Origin of the sequence: Zavarzinia marina (assembly GCF_021568905.1) — a bacterium.
Classification (GTDB): domain Bacteria; phylum Pseudomonadota; class Alphaproteobacteria; order Zavarziniales; family Zavarziniaceae; genus Zavarzinia; species Zavarzinia marina.
Genome location: NZ_JAKGSB010000003.1, coordinates 331,514 through 350,746, shown reverse-complemented (window position 1 = coordinate 350,746; position 19,233 = coordinate 331,514). Strand labels below are relative to the sequence as shown.

Here is a 19,233-nt window from a genome sequence, read left to right as displayed (position 1 = left end):
TTCCGGCCTACTCCGCCGCCTGGGCGGCCGCGCCCTTGCCGAGCACGGCCATGAACTGGGCGAGCCAGGCGGGATGGGCGGGCCAGGCCGGGGCCGTCACCAGATTGCCGTCGGTGATCGCGCCGTCGACCGGGATTTCGGCGAAGGCGCCGCCGGCCAGCTCCACCTCGGGCGCGCAGGCGGGATAGGCCGAGACGCGGCACCCCTTCAGGACACCGGCGGCGGCCAGGAGCTGCGGCCCGTGGCAGATGGCGGCGACCGGCTTGCCGGCCGAGAAGAAATGGCGGACGAGGGCGAGCACGTCGCCGTTCAGGCGCAGATATTCGGGCGCCCGGCCGCCCGGCACCACCAGGGCGTCATAGGCCGCGGGATCGACCTCGGCGAATGTCGCGTTCAGGGCGAACTTGTGGCCGGGCTTTTCGGAATAGGTCTGGTCGCCCTCGAAATCATGGATCGCGGTCGCCACCGTGTCACCCGCCGCCTTGCCCGGGCACACCGCGTCCACCCGGTGGCCGCAGGCCTGAAGCGCCTGGAAGGGCACCATGGTCTCGTAGTCCTCGACGAAATCGCCGACGATCATCAGGATCTTCTGGCCGCTCATCTTGTCCTCCCGTCACGGCCGGTTCTCGTTGTTCCGGCCCGGACCGATGGTAGGACGGCGCGAACGGCGACGGGTATTAGGCGCCTACTACACGACACGGCGGCGGATCGCCCGGCCGTCACATGAAACTGCGCCACGCCAGCCAGATCAGGAAAACCGCGGTCACGGTGACGACATAGCCGGGGCCCGTGTCGATGAACTGGACGACCTGATGGACATAGCCCGACAGGCTGACGGACGAGGCCGGCAGATAAGCAAGCATCGCACAACTCTCCTCTTGTCTCGCAACGTCCGGCGCCTGAAAGCCCCGCCGGAAGTTGCATTCATTTTGGAGACAACATACCCCAATGTGACAAAGAGTCATGAGTTGCGCGGGCTTCGGGCGCGACAATTGCCCCCACGCCCGAAAGACGATGCGAATATTGGGAGGACCGGACGATTTGTCGCGCCCGAGGCGCGGCGGGTTGGAAAAATCGTTTGCCGGATGGGGACTTGCGGCTAACCTCGGCGCCTCGCCAGGGGATGGACGCCATCGGAGTTCTGGACATGAGCGGCACCGACGACCTTCTGCTCGACCGCCGCATGCTGCGCCGGCGCCTCGGCCGGTGGCGCCTCCTGGCCCTGCTCGCACTGGTGGCGCTGGCGGTCGTGCTGGTGCCCGCCGCCTTCGACGGCAGCCTGCGCCCCCATGTCGCGCGGGTGACGATTGCCGGCGTCATCGTCGCCGACGACGACCAGGTGAAACTGTTGAGGCGCCTGGCCGAGGACGATCTGGTCAGCGCCGTCATTCTGGAGATCGACAGCCCCGGGGGCACCACCGTCGGCGGCGAGGCGCTTTTCAAGGCGATCCGCCAGCTCGCGGACAAGAAGCCCGTGGTGGCTTCGATCGGCACTCTCGGCACCTCCGCCGCCTATCTGATCGCGACGGCGGCGGACCGGATCTATGCCTATGAGACGTCGCTGACCGGATCCATCGGCGTGCTGATCCAGGCGCCCGACTTCTCGAAGCTGATGGATCAGGTCGGCATCGCCATGAACGAGATCAAGTCCGCGCCCCTGAAGGCCGCCCCCTCCCCCTTCGAGACCATGTCGCCAGCGGCGGAAGCGGCCCTGCAGGGCGTGATCGACGACAGTTTCACCTGGTTCAAGGGCCTGGTGGCGGAACGCCGCGGGCTTTCGGGCGAATCGCTCGCCCGGGTGACCGACGGGCGCATCTTCACCGGCCGCCAGGCGCTCGACCTCAAACTCGTCGACGCCCTCGGGGCCGAGACGGAAATCCTCGCCTGGCTGCGGGACGAAAAGGGCCTGCCGGCGGGCACGCCGGTGATCGACGTCGAGGCCGAGGATTTCGATCTGGACACCATCCTGAGCGGAAAAGCCTTTGTTCCTAAATGGCTTACCCTTGACGGGCTGACCTCGGTTTGGCACCCTCGGCTCGATTGACGGCTGAATGCGGGGGATTTCCGGGCCATGATCAAGTCTGAACTGATCCTGCGCCTCGCCGCCGCCAACCCCCATCTGTACCAACGCGATGTCGAGAGGATCGTCTCCACCATCTTTCAGGAGGTGGCGGACGCCCTGGCGCGCGGCGACCGGGTGGAGATCCGGGGCTTCGGTGCCTTCTCGGTGAAGAGCCGGCCGGCCCGCACCGGACGCAACCCGCGCACCGGCGAAGCGGTCGAGGTGGCGGAGAAATTCGTGCCCTTCTTCAAGACCGGCAAGGAACTCCGCGAACGGCTCAACGTCGACGGCGAGGATCAGGAAGACGATACCCCCGCCAGCGAAGGCAAGCGCGCCGAGGGCTGACCGCCGGCCGCCCGATCGATAGAGACCAGGACCGAGCACGACCTGGATCGACCGGAAGCAAGGATCGAGATATGAAACTCCGCAACCTGCTGATCACCCTGCCCGTGATCATCGTCGTCGTCGCCCTGGCGCTGGCCAACCGGCGCCCGGTCGTGCTGTCGTTCGACCCGTTCAACACGGCGACGGCCGGCAACGGCGTCGAGGTTCCCCTGTTCATCGCCCTGTTCGGCGCCCTGATCATCGGCATCCTGATCGGCGGCACCGTCGCCTGGGGTGCCGGCCTGAAGCGCCGCCGCGTCCTGAAGCGCCGGGTGAAGATCGTCGAGCGCGACCTCGCCACCGCCCAGAAGACGGCGCCGGCCGAAGCTGCGCCCGCGCCGGGCACCGCCATCACGGTTCACGGCGGCGCCGGCCTCGCCACCGCGCCGGCAGCCGCCCCGTTACCGGCCACCCAAGTGCCCGCCACCCTGCCATGACCGCATCGGCCGCCCCGGCCGGACCCGAGGACGAAGCGGGACCGCGCCATCTGGGCGCGGCGGCGGCACGCGCCGCGCTTGCCTATCCGGCCCTGATCGACGCGCTGGGCGATGCTTTCGCCGCCAGCCGGATCGAGGCGCCGCTGCGCGGTCACTACCCCATGAACGACGGTGCGGGCGCGACCAATATCTTTCTGGTCATGCCGGCCTTCGAGGCCGGCGGCTACAGCGGCGTGAAGCTGGTCACGGTGGCCCCGGGCAATGGCGCGCGCGGTCTCGATTCGGTGATCGGTCTCTATGTCCTGTTCGATGCCGTGACCGGCCGCCCCCTGCTGACCGTCGACGGCTCCGCCCTGACGGTCCGGCGCACCGCCGCCGCCTCGGCCCTGGCCGCCCGCCATCTGGCGCGGCCGGACGCGGCGACCCTGCTGATGGTCGGTGCCGGCAATCTGGCGCCCCATGCGATCGAAGCCCACCGCGCCGTCCGGCCGGGCCTCGCCCGCGTGCTCGTCTGGAACCGGAACCCGGACAAGGCCCGCGCGCTCGCCGCCGCCACGCCGGGCGGCGAGGCCATCGCGGATCTGGAGGCCGCCGTGCGCGCGGCCGATATCGTCTGTGCCGTCACCATGAGCCGGACGCCGCTGATCCGGGGTGCCTGGCTGCAACCGGGCACCCATGTCGACCTGATCGGCGGCTTCACGCCCGAGATGCGCGAGGCGGACGACGATGCGGTGGCCCGCGCCACGCTCTTCGTCGATACCCGCGAAGGCGCCCTGCACGAGGCGGGCGACCTGGCCGATCCCATCGGGCGCGGGGTGATCGGGCCGGGCGACATCGCCGCCGACCTCGCCGAACTCGCCGCCGGGCGGCACCCCGGCCGGCGTGACGCCGGGGAGATCACCCTGTTCAAATCCGTCGGCACCGCGCTCGAAGACCTCGCCGGCGCCGCCTTCCTTCATCGCAGCGTGACCTCATGAAACTCGTCATCGTCGGCGGCGGGCTCTACGGCCTTTCGGTCGCCCGCGCCGCCATCGCCCGGGGCCACGCGGTCACCGTGATCGAACAGGGCCGGGTGCCCGACCCATTGGCCTCCTCCGTCGATCGCCACCGGCTGATCCGTTACCCCTACGGCGAGTTGGACGGCTATGCCGCCATGATCGGCGACGCCTTTACCGCCTGGGACGGGGTCTGGCGCGATCTCGGCCGCCGCCATTACGTCGAGACCGGAACCCTGGCCCATCATTTCGCGCCGGGCGACTGGGCCGATCTGTCCGCCGCCTCCCTCGACCGGCTCGGCATCGGCTACGAGCGCCTGTCGCCGGCCGAACTGGATCGGCGCTTTCCCATGCTGTCGGCCGAGGCCGCGATCGACGCCCTGTGGCTGCCGAGCGGCGGTGCCCTGCTGGCGGACCGCATCGTCGGCGGTCTCGGCGATCTCGTGCGGGCCAGAGGCGAATTGATCGAAGGCGTGGCGGTCACCGATCTCGATCCCGCCCGCGCCGCCGCCTTACTTGCCGACGGCCGCCGCATCGAGGGCGACCGCCTGGTCGTCGCGGCCGGGGTCTGGACGCCCCGGCTGATCCCCGATCTGGCCGCGACGCTGCGCCCCGTCCGCCAGGTCGTGACCTATGCGAAGGTGCCCGAAAAATGGCGCGCCGCCTGGGCCGCCGGGCCCATGCTGCTGGAACTCCAGCCGGACGAGAGTTTCTATGCCGTGCCGCCGGTCGACGGCTATGGCTTGAAGGTCGGCGATCATCGCATGGCCGGCGGTCCCGACGATCCGGAAGCCCGGCGCGGCGCGAGCGCCGAGGAAGCCCGCACGATCTGGCAGGCCGCCCGCCGCCGGCTGCGCGATTTCGACGACTACCGCATCCTCGAAGCCAAGACCTGCCTCTATACCGTGACGGAAGGGGAGCGTTTCGCGATCCGGCCCGTGGAGCGGGCGCTGGTGCTGTCCTGCTGTTCCGGCCACGGCTTCAAGTTCGGTCCCCTGGTGGGCGAGCGGGTGGCGGCCCATCTCGACGGCGACGGAGATATCGCCAGCCTGCAACGCTGGGCCGCCGGCGGGATGCTATAGTCCGCGCCATGACGGGTTTCGTGAAAATCTGCGGGCTGAGCACGCCGGAGACGGTGGATGCCGCCGTCGCCCATGGCGCGAGCCATGTCGGCTTCGTGTTCTTCCCCCGTTCGCCCCGCAACGTCGCGCCGGCCGTGGCGGGCCGCCTGATCGCGCGCCTGCCGGACAGCGTCACCCCCGTCGCCCTGATGGTCGATGCGGACGACGACACGATCGCCGCGATCCTGGCCGAGGCGCCGGTGCGCATCCTCCAGGCCCACGGCAGGGAGAGCCCGGAACGGGTGGCGGCGATCCGTGCGCGCTTCGGCCTGCCCGTCATGAAGGCGGTCGGTATCGCCGAAACGGGCGATGTCGCCCGGGCCCATGGCTACGAAGCCGCCGCCGACCTGTTGCTCCTCGACGCCAAAGCGCCTAAGAAGGGCCTTCCCGGTGGCAACGGACTTGCCTTCGACTGGGGCCTGATCGCCGGGGAACGGTGGTCGCGGCCCTGGTTTCTGGCGGGAGGCTTGAGGCCCGACACTGTCGCCGACGCGATCCGTACATCCGGTGCCTCGGCGGTCGACGTGTCGAGCGGCGTCGAAAGCGCGCCGGGGGTGAAGGATATCGGCCTGATCGCCGCCTTTCTGTCGGCGGCACGGGCGCAGTTCGAGGGTTGATCATGGTCCAGGCGGCTTCGGCGACGCCCAATTCTTTCCGTACTGGCCCGGACGAGCACGGCCATTTCGGCATTCACGGCGGGCGTTTCGTCGCCGAGACCCTGATGCCCCTGATCCTCGACCTCGAGAAAGCCTATGAGACGGCGCGCAAGGATCCGGCCTTCCGCGCCGAACTGACCTATTTCCTGACTCACTATGTGGGTCGGCCCAGCCCGCTCTATTTCGCCGAGCGGCTGACGGATCATTTCGGCGGCGCCAAGATCTATCTGAAGCGCGAGGAGCTGAACCACACCGGCGCCCATAAGATCAACAATTGCATCGGCCAGATCCTGCTGGCCAAGCGCATGGGCAAGAAGCGCATCATCGCCGAGACCGGCGCCGGCCAGCATGGCGTGGCGACGGCGACCGTGGCGGCGCGCTTCGGCCTGCCCTGCACCATCTACATGGGCGAGACCGACATCGAGCGCCAATCCCCCAACGTCTTCCGCATGAAGCTGCTGGGCGCCGAGGTGAAGTCGGTCACGTCGGGCTCGCGCACCCTGAAGGACGCCATGAACGAGGCCCTGCGCGACTGGGTGACCACGGTCGAGGACACGTTCTACATCATCGGCACGGTGGCGGGCCCGCACCCCTATCCGGCCATGGTGCGCGATTTCCAGGCCGTCATCGGCCACGAGGCCAAGGCCCAGATGATGAAGGCGGAAGGCCGCCTGCCGGATACGCTGGTCGCCTGCGTCGGCGGCGGCTCCAATGCCCTCGGCCTGTTCCACCCCTTCCTGGACGAGCCGGACGTGCGCATGGACGCGGTCGAGGCCGCCGGTCTTGGCCTCGAGACGGGCAAGCATGCCGCCTCGCTGGCCAAGGGCCGGCCCGGCGTGCTGCACGGCAACCGCACCTATCTGCTGCAGGACGACGACGGCCAGATCATCGAGGCCCATTCGATTTCCGCCGGCCTCGACTATCCCGGCATCGGGCCGGAACATTCCTGGCTGCATGACATCGGCCGGGTGAACTTCGTCTCGGCGACCGACCAGGAGGCGCTGGACGCCTTCCAGCTCTGCGCCAGGCTCGAAGGCATCATCCCCGCCCTCGAATCCTCCCACGCCCTCGCCCATGTCGCGCGCATCGCCGGCGACCTGCCGAAGGATCACGTCATCCTGGTCAATCTGTCGGGCCGGGGCGACAAGGACATCTTCACCGTCGCCAAAGCGCTGGGAGCCGAACTGTGACCGTCGCCCGTATCGAAGCCCGTTTCGCCGCCCTGAAGGAAGAGGGCAGGCCCGGCCTCGTGGTCTTCGTCACCGCCGGCGATCCCGATCTCGAAACCTCGCTGGAAGTGATCAAGGGCCTGCCGGCGGCGGGCGCCGACCTCATCGAACTGGGCATGCCCTTCACCGATCCCATGGCCGATGGCCCTGCGATCCAGGCCGCCGGGCTGCGCGCCCTGAACGGCGGCCAGACGCTGCGGAAGACGCTCGACCTCGTGCGCCGCTTCCGCGAGGATGACGCGACGGCGCCGATCATCCTGATGGGTTACTTCAACCCGATCTATTCCTATGGCGTAGCGGCCTTCCTGACCGATGCCAAGATGGCCGGCATCGACGGCCTGATCGTCGTCGACCTGCCGACCGAGGAAGATCCCGAACTCTGCCTGCCGGCGATGGCCGAGGATCTGGCCTTCATCCGCCTGGCGACGCCGACCACCGACGAGGCGCGCCTGCCGACCGTGCTGCGCAACACATCGGGTTTCGTCTATTACGTCTCGATCAACGGCATCACCGGCTCGGCCGCGCCCGACACGGCGGCCGTCAGCGCCGCCGTGACCCGGCTGAAGGGCCATACCGACCTGCCCGTCGCCGTCGGCTTCGGCATCCGCACGCCGGAACAGGCCGCCGCCATCGGCGCCACCGCCGATGCCGCCGTGGTCGGCAGCGCCGTCGTCTCCATGATCGGCACGGCCGCCGCCGAGGGGCTTTCCGGCCCCGACCTCGCCGCCCGCGTCAATGCCTTCGTCGCCACCCTGGCGGAAGGCGTTCGCGGCGCGCGGCGCAGCGCCGCCTGAACGACAGTCCGCAGAAAGCGTCCGGAGCAAGCCCATGGCCAATTGGTTGAACGACGTCGTCCGGCCCAAGATCCGCGCCGCCTTCGTCCGCCGCGAAACGCCCGACAACCTGTGGGCCAAATGCCCCGGCTGCGACCAGATGCTGTTCCACCGCGAGCTGACCGAGAACCATCAGGTCTGCCACCATTGCGGTTACCACATGCGTCTCGGCCTCGATGACCGTATCGCCCTGCTGATGGACCCCGGCTTCACCCTGGTGCCGATCCCCGAGGTGCCGGCGGACCCCCTGAAGTTCAAGGACGAGAAGAGTTACGTCGCGCGCATGAAGGATGCCCGCGCCAAGACCGGTCAGAGCGACGCCATGGCCGTCGCCTATGGCACGATGGACAGCCTGGGCGTCGTCATCGCGGTGCAGAATTTCGCCTTCATGGGCGGCTCCATGGGCCTTGCGGTCGGCGAGGCGCTGGTGACGGCGGCGGAACGCGCCGTGGACCACGGCGTGCCGCTGATCGTCGTCACGGCGGCGGGCGGTGCGCGCATGCAGGAAGGCATCCTGTCGCTGATGCAGATGCCGCGCTCGACCGTCGCGGTCGAAATGGTGCGGGACGCCGGGCTGCCCTATATCGTCGTCCTGACCGATCCCACCACCGGCGGCGTCACCGCCTCCTTCGCCATGCTGGGCGACATCCAGATCGCCGAGCCGGGCGCCCTGATCGGCTTTGCCGGCCAGCGCGTGATCGAACAGACGATCCGCGAGAAACTGCCCGAAGGCTTCCAGCGCGCCGAATATCTGCTGGAACACGGCATCATCGACATGGTCGTGCCGCGCAAGGACCTGAAGGCCAAGCTTGCCCGGATCATCGGCCTGATGACCAACCAGAAGCCGGTGCCCGTGCCCGTCGCCCTGCCGGCGCCGGAAGCTGAACAGCCGACGGTCTGAGCCCCGGCTTCGACGCGATCCCGGCCTTCGCCGGGATGACGGCATTCCTGGAGCGTCGCCCCGGCGAAGGCCGGGGCCTTTCGACGAATAGTCCATCATGACCACCAGCGACGCCGTCCTCGACCGCCTGACCCGGCTGCACCCGAAGAAGATCGACCTGTCCCTCGGCCGGATGGAGCGCCTGCTCGCCCGGCTCGGCCATCCCGAGCGTTCGCTGCCGCCGGTGGTCCATGTCGCCGGCACCAACGGCAAGGGCTCGACCGTCGCCTATCTGCGCGCCATGGCCGAGGCGGCGGGGCTGCGCGTCCATGCCTATACCTCGCCTCATCTGGTGCGCTTCAACGAACGCATCCGCCTTGCCGGCGACCTGATCCCCGAAGCCGACCTGACCGCGCTTCTGGAGGAATGCGAGCGCGCCAACGGCGATTCCCCGATCACCTTCTTCGAGGTGACGACGGCGGCGGCCCTGCTCGCCTTCTCCCGCGTGCCGGCCGATCTCCTGCTGCTCGAGGTCGGGCTGGGCGGGCGGCTGGACGCGACCAATGTGGTGGCGCGGCCGCAGGTCGTGGTGATCACCCCCGTCGATCTCGACCACAAGGAATTCCTCGGCTCGTCGATCGAAACCATTGCGGGGGAAAAGGCGGGCATCATGAAGCCCGACGTGCCCACCGTGATCGGCCCCCAGCCGATGGAAGCCCTGACCGTCTTCTGCGAGCGCGCCGATATTCTGGACGCGCCGCTGATCGTCGCCGGCGCCGATTTCACCGTGCGGGAAGCGCCCGACGGCGGTTTCTTCTTTTCGGGGGCCGGTCATGCGGACTGGCACCTGCCCCGCCCCGCCCTGTCGGGCCGGCATCAGATCGAGAATGCGGCGGGTGCGGTCGCCGCCGCCCTCCTCCTCGACCTGCCGGAAACGGCGATCGCCGATGGCCTGACCCGGGCCGAATGGCCGGCCCGCCTGCAACGTCTGACCCACGGCCCCCTGGTGGACGCGCTGCCGGCGGGCGCCGAACTCTGGCTGGACGGGGGTCATAATCCCCATGCCGCGCGCGCCCTGGCCGCGACCCTCGGCGCCATGGCCGAGGCGGACGAAAGGCCCCTGGCCCTCGTCGCCGGGCTGCTGTCGACCAAGGATGCGGCCGGTTTCTTCGGTGCTTACGTGGGGCTGCTGCCGCCCGTCGTCGCGGTGACCATCGAGGGGGAAGCGGCGTCGCGCCCCGCCGCCGAGGTGGCGGAGGCGGCGACACGGGCGGGCCTCGTCGCCGAGCCGGCCGACGGTCTGACGGCCGCCGTCGTGCGTGCGGCCGCGCTGGCGGGATCCGGTGCCCGGGTGCTGATCTGCGGTTCGCTCTATCTCGCCGGGCGGGTGCTGGCGGCGAACGGCTGAGGCGTCAGCCGCCCACCAGATCGCGGAGCGAATCCGCCATCGCCTTCGGCTCCATGTCGTGAGCATAGACCTGCTTCAGATGGCCGTCCGGCCCCATCAGATAGAGCAGGGCGGAATGATCCATCGTGTAGTCGTCGCCTTCGCCCCGGCGTACCGCGACGACCCGATAGGTCTTGAGCACCGCGTCGATCTGCGCGCGCGAACCGGTCAGGCCCGTGATGCGCGGATCGAAGGAGGACGTATATTCCTTCATCTCGGCCGCGCCGTCGCGCTCCGGATCGACGGTGACGAAGAGGGGCTGGATCCGGTCCGCCGCCGGCCCCAGCAGGCGCAGCGTCTCCGACATGTCGGCCAGCGTCGTCGGACAGACGTCCGGGCAGAAGGTGAAGCCGAAGAACACCAGCAGATATTTCCCCGGCCAGCTCTTCTCGGTGACCGGCTTGCCGTCGCCGTCGATCAGGCTGAAGGGACCGCCCACGGCGCCGGCCAGTTCGTGGTCCGGCGGCCCCCCCTCGACGGTCGTGCCGTCGCCCGCCAGGCGCCGGTCGATCGTGTTCAGGCTGATCAGGGTGAGCACGGCGATCACGACGAGGCCGGCGACGATGAGGATGGGCTTCTGGTATCGCATGGCCGCCAAGTGACCCCCTCGCGGGCGCCGCGTCAAGTCCTCCGCATGTCGCGCCGGCGGGCCGCCCCGGCTAGAAGCGCAGCACCGTCTTGAACCAGAAGCGGTCGCCTTCCGGCTTGTAGGCGCTGAACACTTCGTGCTGCCAGGTCGCGATCATCTGGAAGCCGTCGACCGCCAGGCGGGCCGAGGGTCCGATCGCCAGCACCTCGCCCCTGAAGCCGTCGAACAAGGCATCGAGCGCGGCATCGGCGACCGGATCGTCGATTTCGTCGCCCGTGGTCTGCACGTAGTAATAGCCCGCGACGCCGGCCTCCCAGCTTCCGAAGTTCCAGCCCGCGCCGAAGTCGACATGGAATTCCTGACCGGAGCGATAGCCGGCGCCGGTCGGATTGAAGGGCGTCACGGCGCCTTCGTCGTTCCTGAAATTGAAGTCGTACATGAATTTGGCGGTGAGCTCGAGGCCCGTCGGGTCGAGATAGCCGACGGCCAGTATCGGCTCGATGTTGAAATGGTTGCGGCCGATGTTGGCGAGCGCCAGGGGATCATAGGCGGCGGTCGGAATGTTGAAATCGATCCCGAAGACATAGTGCATGCGTTCGCCGTGCCAGCCGAGAACGATGGGATCGATGTTGAGATCGCCGAGGCCCGCCGCGCTGTCCGACACGCCGCCGGCCTCGACCGAAAGCTGGACGATCGGCACGATGACCTGAAAGGCCCAGGTGGCGCCGAGGAGTGTTCGATCGGTGACGTGGACGAAGCGCAGGGCCTCGATGGTTCCCGAAAGCTCGAAATCCGGGATCAGTTCGTCTCCGTCACCGTCGTTGAAGCGGCCGGCCTCGTAATACATCACGTAATTGAGCCAATAGGTGCCGGGGGGCGGCAGCGCGCTGGCATAGAGGCCCTCGGCGCCGTTCGGATAGATGCCGCCGCCCATCTCCGTGGCGTTGGCCCTTGCGACCACGGCCGACATCGACGCGGCGACCGCGAGTGTCACGATCTCTCTCCTCACCATCACCTCCCGGCGGTCCCGACGGCCGCGGTGCTGTTTGTCGTTGGGGTGGGCCCGCGGGTCGCGGACCGGGGCATGAAGCCCAACTGTCGCCGGAACGAGACGCCCGACCACCCCCCGATTGGCCGGGGGCCACCCCGGCGAACGTGGCCGGATGCGGCCCGGCCGGCAGGTCCGGCCCGGATGTATGCATATGCGGTCTTCGGTCAGGGCATGGCTTGTGGGCTACGATCGCGGAAGGGTTCGTGCTTTATTGCTCGAAATTGCAGCCGGGACATGCTGCCGCGCCCAAGCCGACCGGTGCATCATGTCCGACGGGCGAGCCCTCGGGATGGGCCGGCCGAATGCGATGGGCCGTCGCCGCAGGACCGCCACCGCGCAACGCATAGAAACGGGATTTCAGCCAAAGTGACTTCAGCAGAACGCGAACGGCCTTGCCTCGACTCCGAACCGACCGCCGATGCCGACGGTCTGAAGTCCCCCTGTTTCGATGGCCCGCTGAGCGATTCCGAGCTGGACGAACTGATCAACCTGCTGATCGAATCGATCCGCGCCGGCGCCAAGGTCGCCGCCGTCTTCGCCTGCCGGGCCTCGTGCCAGGACAAGCGCGGCATGTATCTGGACATCCAGGCCGATTGCTCGCGCGGGATCCAGGAGCTCTCGCGTGTGCTGAAAGCGCGCGGGATCGAGCCTTCGGATGCCACCAACGGCTTCTTCGACCGGGCCATGGAACTGCCCGAACGCGCCGATCGCATCGCCTTCTTCGTGCGCGGTCAGGCCTGGCTGCACGCCACCCTGCAGGAAGCCCTGCCCCATATCCAGGACGCCGACGTTGCCGCCGTGTTCCGCACCTGCGCCGAACAGGTCGAGCGCAACCGCCAGCGCGCCCTTGCCTATCAGCCCGCCGCCTGATCCCCGCCCCTTCCCATGTTGATGGCCCTGCTCTTCGCTGTCGGCCTTGCGCTGCTGGTCGCCTTCATCGGCCGCGGCATGCTGCCGGCGCCTTGGAACCGCGTGGTCTTCCTGGTGCTGGGGGTGCCGGCCTTCGGGCTCCTCGCCCTCGGTCTCGGGCTGACGATCTATTCCTACGCCACCTGCAACGAGAGCACGGTGACCGAGCACTCCAATGCCGACCGGACGCGCATCATGGCGATCCATGTCGTCGACTGCGGCGACCCCGACGCCCTCACCCATGACGTCACCGTCTCCCTCTCGGTGAACGGCAAGCGCCTGGACCGCACCATTCTGCGCAGCCACGGCCGCCCCTCGCCGACGGAGGTCGAGGACCTCGGCCACCATCGTTTCCGCGTCACCATGAGCGACGGCACCAGCCACGAGACCACGCTCGCCGGCGAGGACGCCCTGCCGGACCGCGTCTGGTCCATCATCGAAGGCAAGATCCTGGACTGAGTGGACGCGGGCGGTGCCGTCACTTACGTTGACGTCAACGTAAGGGGAGGTTGAGCATGAAGGTATCCGAGGCCCTGGACAGCCGTCTGTCCGTGCGCCGTTTCCTGCCGACGCCGGTCGCGCCCGAGACCATCCGCACCATTCTGGAAACCGCGAAGCGCGCGCCGTCCGGCGGCAACCTCCAGCCCTGGCACGTCTATGTCGCGACCGGCGACGCGCTGGAGGCGATCAAGACCCTGATCCGCGATCGCCTGCCCGACGCGCCGAAGGGCGAGGGCACGGAATATCACATCTATCCCCCGGATCTGACCGAGCCCTATCGCACGAGGCGCTGGCGCGTCGGCGAGCAGCTCTACGCCTCGATCGGGGTCGAACGGGAGAACAAGATCGGCCGCCTGGTGCAATTCGCCCAGAATTTCGAATTCTTCGGCGCGCCCGCCGCCCTCTTCTTCTGCATCGACCGCCAGATGCAGCAGGGCCAATGGGCCGATCTCGGCATGTTCATGCAGTCGATCATGCTGCTGGCCCGGGAATACGGTCTCGATACCTGCGCGCAGGAAGCCTGGGCGATATGGTATAAGAGCCTGGGCGAACATCTGCGGATCCCGGACCATCTGATGCTCTTCGCGGGCATGGCGCTCGGCCATCGCGATCCCGAAGCCGCGATCAACCGGTTCCGCAGCGAACGTGCGCCGCTCGAGGAATTCGCCACATTCCTCGGCGGCTGAGGGCGCAAGTCAGGGGGAAGCGCATGGCCGTCACCGAACTGCTGATCGAGGGGCGCGGACGGGAACTGGCGCCGGGCTTCGAAGTCCGGCGCATTCTGCCGGCGCCGGACCGGCGCCATGTCGGCCCCTTCGTCTTCCTCGACCACATGGGGCCGGTGGACGCAGGACCGCGCGGCATCGCCGACGTCCGGCCCCATCCCCACATCGGCCTCGCCACCGTCACCTGGCTGTTCTCGGGCGAGATCGTCCACCGCGACAGCCTGGGTTACGTCCAGCCGATCCGCCCGGGCGAATTGAACTGGATGAGCGCGGGTCGCGCCATCACCCATTCCGAACGCATGCCCGAGGATCCGCCGGGCGGCACCGTCCATCTGCACGGCGTCCAGGCCTGGGTCGCCCTGCCCCGGGCGATGGAGGAGAGCGAACCCTTCTTCACCCATGTCGGCCAGGACGTGCTGCCCGTGGTCTACGAGCAGGGCGCGCGCCTGACCGTGATCGCGGGCCGCGCCTTCGACGTCGAATCCCCGCTCGAGACGCCGTCGCCGCTGTTCTATGTCGAGGCGAAGCTCGATCCGGGCGGCGTCATCACCCTGCCCGACGAATACGCGGAGCGTGCGGCCTATGTCGCCGAAGGCTGCGTGACGACACCCGACGGCGAGGTCGGCGCCGGCACCCTGGCGGTCTTCGCGCCGGGCCAGCCGGTGACCATCAGGGCCGAGACCGGTGCCCGCGCCATGCTGCTGGGCGGCGCCCCCCTGGATGGGGAACGTCACATCCACTGGAATTTCGTCGCCTCCGACAAGGCCATGATCGAGCGGGCGCGCCAGGAATGGCGGGACGGCAAATTCCCCGCCGTCCCCGGCGAGACCGAATTCATCCCCCTGCCCCCTGCGTGAGCATTCCCCTCACCCCCACCCTCTCCCCGCAAGCGGGGCGGGGGAGTCCGCCGCGCGCGACATAAAGGCCCTCGCCCCTTTGGGGAGAGGGTTGGGTGAGGGGCGAAACGCCGCACTCAAAAAAACATCCGCCATCCCGGCGCGGGCCGGGATCTCACAACGAGAAGGCACCCTCTTCGGACAAGGGCCCCGGCCTGCGCCGGGGCGACGAGTCTCTTGAAATCATTCCCCCGGCGCCGGGCTGACCGCGCCGGCTTCCATCTCGTCGTCCGGCAGTTTCTTCGGCGCGAGCAGGAGATACATGGCGGGCGTCACCAGCCGCGACAGGAAGGTCGAGGTGACGAGGCCGCCGATGATGACGATGGCGAGCGGGGAATAGAGCCCCGACCCCTCGACCGCCAGCGGCGTCAGGCCGCCGATCGCGGTCATGGAGGTCAGCAGGACCGGCAGGAAGCGGATCTCGCCCGCGCGTTCGATCGCCTCCTTCAGGCCGACGCCCTGGCGCCGGAGCTGGGTCGTGAAGTCGACCAGCAGGATCGAATTCTTGATCTCGATGCCGATCAGGGCGATGAAGCCGACGACCGCCGTGAAGCTGAGGGTGTAACCCGTCAGGTAAAGCGCGGTCAGGCCGCCGACGATGCCGAGCGGAATGACGCCCGCGACCACCGCCGAGGAAGAGAAGCTGCGAAACTCCAGGATCAGCACGGCGAGAATGCCGAAAACGGCGACCAGGATGGCGTCCGAGAGACCGGCGAAGCTGTTCTTGCGCGCCTCCGTCTCGCCGCCGACGGCGATGCGATAGCCCGGCGGCAGATCGAGCGCGCGCACCTGTTTCAGAACCTCGCCGGTCACCCGTTCCGTATTGTACTCGGTCTTCACATGGGCGGTGACGGTGACCGAGCGTTGGCGGTCGTAGCGGTCGATGCGCGCCGGCCCCGCCTCGAAGCGCGGATCGGTCACGCTGGCGAGCGGGGTGGAGCCCGTCGCGGTCGGGACATAGATGGCGCCGAGGGCGGTGAGATCATGCCGCGTCGCCATGGGCGCGCGCACGGTGACGGGATAGTCGTCGCCATCCGCCTCGCGGAAATTGGCGACCTGTTCGCCGGACAGCGCAAGACGCACGACCCGGTCGATGGCCCCGGCCGGCACGCCCAGCACCGCCGCCTTGGCACTGTCGACCCCGAGGTCGAGATCGGTGCGGTCGAGGCGCAGCGGATTGACCACGTCGCGGGTGCCCGGGGTCGCTTCGACCAGGCGCGTGACGCGGCCGGCGAGATCCTTCAGCACATCGAGCTGCGGCCCGGTGATGCGGAAGGCGACCGGTGCCTCGATCGGCGGGCCGTTCTGGAAGATGCGCACCACGATCTGGGCGCCGGGATAGAGGTCGAGGCGGGCGCGCAGATCGTCGATGATGGCGGGGCTGGTGCGGCTGTCCCAATGATCCAGTTCGGCGAAGACGGCACCATGGGTCGGGTCTTCCTCGCGCGGGATGATGTTGTAGAAGATGCGCGGGTTGCCGTGGCCGGTGTTGGTCATCACCCACTTCAGGCCGTCGATCTTCTGCACCTCGCCCTCGACATAGCGGACGGCGGCGTCGGTCTCGGCCATGGGGGCGCCGTCGGGCAGGTCGACGTCGACCAGGAACCAGCGCGAATCCGCCGGCGGGAACAGGGAGAAGCCGATGCGCGGCACCAGCATGATCGAGCCGGCGAAGAGCGCCAGCGCGATCAGGCAGGTGATCAGCGGCCGCCCCAGCGCGACATGCAGCAGCGGGCGATAGATGGTGTGGATGCCCTTCATGATCGCGCGCAGCAGGGCATTGCCTTCCGGATCCTCGTGGCGCGAGAGAATGCGGCTGGCGAGGAAGGGGATGATGGTCAGCGAGACGAAGAGCGAGGCGCCGACGGTATAGAGCACCGAGACCGGCAGGGAGCGGATGAATTTGCCCGAGCCCTCGGGCAGGAACAGCAGCGGCACGAAGGCCAGCATCAGGGTCGCGGTGCAGCCGAGCACGGCGACGGCGATCTGGTCCATGCCGGCGATCGCCGCCTGGGTCCGGTTCATGCCCTCGCGCAGATGCCGGGCGATATTCTCGGTCACCACGATCGAATCGTCGACCAGAAGCCCGAGCGCCAGCACGAAACCCGCGATCGAAAGCTGATTCAGGGAGAAGCCCGAGAACTGCAGCACGGTGACGCCGATCGCCAGCGACAGCGGGATCGACATCATGACCACGATCGAGGCCCGAAAACCCAGCGGCAGCAGGGTGATGAGCACGAGGCCGAGCGCGATGGCGAAATCGCGGAACAGATTGGACAGGCGGTGATGGACCGAGACCGACTGATCGAAGCCGCGTTCCAGGTGGATGTTGGGCGGCAACTCGGCTTCGAATTCGTCGAGAAGGGCGTAGATCTCGTCCCGGATCTTGAAGACGTTCTGGCCGTCCTTCTGGTTCGCCGTGATGAAGACCGCCGGATGGCCGTTGTAACGCGCGACGTGGTTGGCTTCATCCGCCGCCCAGCTCACCTCGGCGACGTCGCGGACCTTGACGACGGTGCCTTCATGGGCCGCGATCACCGTATTGCCGACATCGTCCAGCGTGTCGAAATCACCCGTCGCCTTCACGTTGAAGCGGCGCGCGCCGGCATGGACGGCACCGATCGGCACGCTCGCCCCTTCCGCCTTCAGGGCGTCGGCGACGGCGGACACGGGAATGCCGAGGCTGGCGAGCCGGCCGAGATCGGCCGCCACCCGCACTTCGGTGCGCGGCTCGCCCCACATTTCGGTGTCGAGCACGCCGTCGACCCTGGCCAGCAGATCCTTCAGGGTGCGGCCCCGCTCCTCCAGCTCGCGCGCGGGCGCGGTGTCGGAGACCAGAGCGATCTGGACGAAGTTGGTCAGGTTGATCTTGATCTTCTTCATTTCCAGACGGACGAGACCATCGGGCAGGGTGCCGCGGATCGCATTCACCTCGCGCACGACCTGGTCGAACTTCCGCTCGGGATCGCTGCTCCAGTCGAATTCGACGACGATGCTGGCGACACCGTCGCGCGACTTGGATTCGATCTTCTTCAACTCGTCGAGGCCGGCGACCGCGTCCTCGATCGGGTCGGTGACCAGTTTCTCCATGTCCAGGGGATCGGCCCCCGGCAGCACCGCCACGATCGAGACGATGGGCATGGGAAAGCTCGGATCCTCCGCCCGCGGGATCGAGAACAGGGCCGAGACCCCCATGGCCGCCAGCATGGCGAAGACGATCAGGGTGAATTGCCACTGACGAACGGAAAAGGCGCCGATCTTGCCCATGCCCCTGCCCCCCTGTGCCCGTTCAGCGCGCCGCGGCCGCGCCGCCTTCGCGCAGCGCCACCTGGTCGGTCACGGTGACCGGATCGCCGTCGCGCAGATAGCCGGCGCCGGCCGAGACCACCTGTTCGCCGGGCGCGAGGCCGTCGCGGATGATCACGTCCTCGCCGGACAGCGAACCGAAGAGGACGCGGCGGCGCACGACGGACGAGGTTTCGGGGTCGACGACATAGACACTGCCCTCGGCGCCGAAACCTTCGAGGATGGCGGAGGCCGGGATCATCACCACGCGCGCGGCGCCGGCCGCCTTCGGGCGGATCGCCACCTCGGCGACGAGGCCGGAGGGCACCACGAGGCTTTCGTCGTCCAGCGACAGTTCGACCATGAAGGCGCCGGTGCGCATGTCGCCCTTGGGCGCGATGCGGCTGACGCGCGCGGCGGCGGGGGTCTCGATCCCCGGCAGGCGCACTTCGGCGACGTCGCCGAGGGCGATCTTCACGACTTCGCGGTCGGCGATGCCGACCTTGACCACCTGGCCCGAATCCCGGTCGCCCAGGGTGAGCACGGGCTGACCGGCGGGCACGATCTGGCCCGGCTCGATCATGCGGGACAGGATGACGCCGGCGGCGGGGGCGCGGATTTCCGCCAGACTGCGGTTGAAGGCGACGCTGTCGCGCCCGGCGATGGCCAGCTTCAGCATGGTGCGGGCATCATCCAGCCGCGCCTTGGAGGCATAGCCGTTCTCGACCAGGGGGGCGACGCGGGCGACGTCGCGCTGCGCCTTCTCGACATTGGCGACCGCTTCGCGCCATTGGGCATCGATCTCCGCCGTGTCGAGCACGGCGAGGGACTGGTCGGCGGCGACGATGTCGCCGACGTCGACCGAGAAATCCTTGGCCACGCCGCCGATCTTGAACGACATCGCCAGCTCGCGCTTGTAGGCGACGAAGCCGCTGCCGCGGATGTCGTCGGCATGGGGCGCCAGCACCGCGGGGGCGACGGCCACGGGCCGGGGCGGCGTCTCGGTGCCTTCGGCGGACTGGGCCTTGCCGTCGCCGCAGGCGGCCAGCGCCGTGAGCGCCAGCACGGCCACGACGCGGACCGCCGAGCGGCCGATGCGGGAACGGCCGACAGCGCCCGACCTGCGGTCGGCGGTATCGCTCTGGCGCGCGGCGCTCTGGAGCGGGAGCATGGTCGCCTCCGGTTAACGGTGATAACTTTACAGTGTTAAATTACTCCATTCCGCTGTAGGGT

The 19,233-nt window shown here is 68.6% G+C and carries 20 protein-coding genes; 14 read left to right on the top strand and 6 right to left on the bottom strand.

The genetic code is table 11. The features are described from left to right. Positions 1-7 precede the first annotated feature (7 nt). Positions 8-601 (bottom strand): DJ-1/PfpI family protein, encoded by a 594-nt coding sequence (locus L2U69_RS10550; RefSeq protein ID WP_236106766.1) that lies wholly within the window; start codon positions 599-601, stop codon positions 8-10. A 118-nt stretch (positions 602-719) separates the two neighbouring features. Then, positions 720-863, bottom strand: a complete 144-nt coding sequence (locus L2U69_RS10545) for a hypothetical protein (protein WP_236106765.1) — start codon at positions 861-863, stop codon at positions 720-722. Positions 864-1,147: 284 nt separating this feature from the next. Between L2U69_RS10545 and sppA the strand changes: the two genes are divergently transcribed. From sppA to L2U69_RS10495, 10 genes are all read left to right on the top strand, one after another. Further along, the gene (gene sppA, locus L2U69_RS10540) at positions 1,148-2,044 is read left to right on the top strand and encodes a signal peptide peptidase SppA (protein WP_236106764.1); all 897 of its coding nucleotides are present in this window, start codon (positions 1,148-1,150) and stop codon (positions 2,042-2,044) included. A gap of 27 nt (positions 2,045-2,071) precedes the next feature. Continuing rightward, entirely contained in the window at positions 2,072-2,407 is a 336-nt protein-coding gene (ihfB, locus tag L2U69_RS10535) for an integration host factor subunit beta (protein WP_236106763.1), read from the top strand. 71 nt (positions 2,408-2,478) lie between these two features. Next, the gene (locus L2U69_RS10530) at positions 2,479-2,883 is read left to right on the top strand and encodes a lipopolysaccharide assembly protein LapA domain-containing protein (RefSeq protein WP_236106762.1); all 405 of its coding nucleotides are present in this window, start codon (positions 2,479-2,481) and stop codon (positions 2,881-2,883) included. Continuing rightward, positions 2,880-3,860 (top strand): bifunctional Delta(1)-pyrroline-2-carboxylate/Delta(1)-piperideine-2-carboxylate reductase, encoded by a 981-nt coding sequence (gene lhpI, locus L2U69_RS10525; protein ID WP_236106761.1) that lies wholly within the window; start codon positions 2,880-2,882, stop codon positions 3,858-3,860. The genes L2U69_RS10530 and lhpI overlap by 4 nt, the downstream gene beginning before the upstream one ends. After that, entirely contained in the window at positions 3,857-4,960 is a 1,104-nt protein-coding gene (locus tag L2U69_RS10520; RefSeq protein WP_236106760.1) for an NAD(P)/FAD-dependent oxidoreductase, read from the top strand. Before lhpI ends, L2U69_RS10520 begins: the two co-directional genes overlap by 4 nt. Before the next feature lie 8 nt (positions 4,961-4,968). Then, positions 4,969-5,616, top strand: coding sequence for a phosphoribosylanthranilate isomerase (locus L2U69_RS10515; RefSeq protein WP_236106759.1), 648 nt, complete (start codon positions 4,969-4,971; stop codon positions 5,614-5,616). 2 nt (positions 5,617-5,618) lie between these two features. After that, on the top strand, positions 5,619-6,845 hold the full coding sequence (trpB, locus tag L2U69_RS10510) for a tryptophan synthase subunit beta (RefSeq protein WP_236106758.1): 1,227 nt from the start codon (positions 5,619-5,621) through the stop codon (positions 6,843-6,845). Further along, complete coding sequence (trpA, locus tag L2U69_RS10505) at positions 6,842-7,678, top strand: tryptophan synthase subunit alpha (RefSeq protein WP_236106757.1); 837 nt, start codon at positions 6,842-6,844, stop codon at positions 7,676-7,678. Before trpB ends, trpA begins: the two co-directional genes overlap by 4 nt. 34 nt (positions 7,679-7,712) lie before the next feature. Next, positions 7,713-8,618, top strand: a complete 906-nt coding sequence (gene accD / locus L2U69_RS10500; RefSeq protein ID WP_236106756.1) for an acetyl-CoA carboxylase, carboxyltransferase subunit beta — start codon at positions 7,713-7,715, stop codon at positions 8,616-8,618. 97 nt (positions 8,619-8,715) lie between these two features. After that, complete coding sequence (locus L2U69_RS10495) at positions 8,716-10,005, top strand: bifunctional folylpolyglutamate synthase/dihydrofolate synthase (RefSeq protein WP_236106755.1); 1,290 nt, start codon at positions 8,716-8,718, stop codon at positions 10,003-10,005. A 4-nt stretch (positions 10,006-10,009) separates the two neighbouring features. On the opposite strand, the gene L2U69_RS10490 is transcribed toward L2U69_RS10495, so the two are convergent. Both L2U69_RS10490 and L2U69_RS10485 read right to left on the bottom strand, forming a co-directional pair. Continuing rightward, complete coding sequence (locus L2U69_RS10490; RefSeq protein WP_236106896.1) at positions 10,010-10,633, bottom strand: SCO family protein; 624 nt, start codon at positions 10,631-10,633, stop codon at positions 10,010-10,012. Between the two features lie 70 nt (positions 10,634-10,703). Continuing rightward, entirely contained in the window at positions 10,704-11,627 is a 924-nt protein-coding gene (locus L2U69_RS10485; RefSeq protein ID WP_236106754.1) for a SphA family protein, read from the bottom strand. Between the two features lie 423 nt (positions 11,628-12,050). Here L2U69_RS10485 and L2U69_RS10480 point away from each other — a divergent pair, with 423 nt between their 5' ends. The 4 genes from L2U69_RS10480 to L2U69_RS10465 are packed head-to-tail and all read left to right on the top strand — an operon-like array spanning position 12,051 to position 14,676. Beyond that, a complete protein-coding gene (locus L2U69_RS10480) occupies positions 12,051-12,554 on the top strand; it encodes a DUF6306 domain-containing protein (RefSeq protein ID WP_236106753.1) in 504 nt (167 codons plus the stop codon). A gap of 15 nt (positions 12,555-12,569) precedes the next feature. Further along, positions 12,570-13,052, top strand: a complete 483-nt coding sequence (locus tag L2U69_RS10475; protein WP_236106752.1) for a hypothetical protein — start codon at positions 12,570-12,572, stop codon at positions 13,050-13,052. A gap of 56 nt (positions 13,053-13,108) precedes the next feature. After that, entirely contained in the window at positions 13,109-13,780 is a 672-nt protein-coding gene (locus L2U69_RS10470) for a nitroreductase (protein WP_236106751.1), read from the top strand. A gap of 23 nt (positions 13,781-13,803) precedes the next feature. Then, the gene (locus tag L2U69_RS10465) at positions 13,804-14,676 is read left to right on the top strand and encodes a pirin family protein (protein ID WP_236106750.1); all 873 of its coding nucleotides are present in this window, start codon (positions 13,804-13,806) and stop codon (positions 14,674-14,676) included. Between the two features lie 222 nt (positions 14,677-14,898). Here L2U69_RS10465 and L2U69_RS10460 read toward each other — a convergent pair whose 3' ends face one another. Beyond that, entirely contained in the window at positions 14,899-17,982 is a 3,084-nt protein-coding gene (locus L2U69_RS10460; protein WP_236106749.1) for an efflux RND transporter permease subunit, read from the bottom strand. Between the two features lie 22 nt (positions 17,983-18,004). Next, a complete protein-coding gene (locus tag L2U69_RS10455; protein ID WP_236106748.1) occupies positions 18,005-19,171 on the bottom strand; it encodes an efflux RND transporter periplasmic adaptor subunit in 1,167 nt (388 codons plus the stop codon). Between the last annotated feature and the right edge of the window lie 62 nt (positions 19,172-19,233).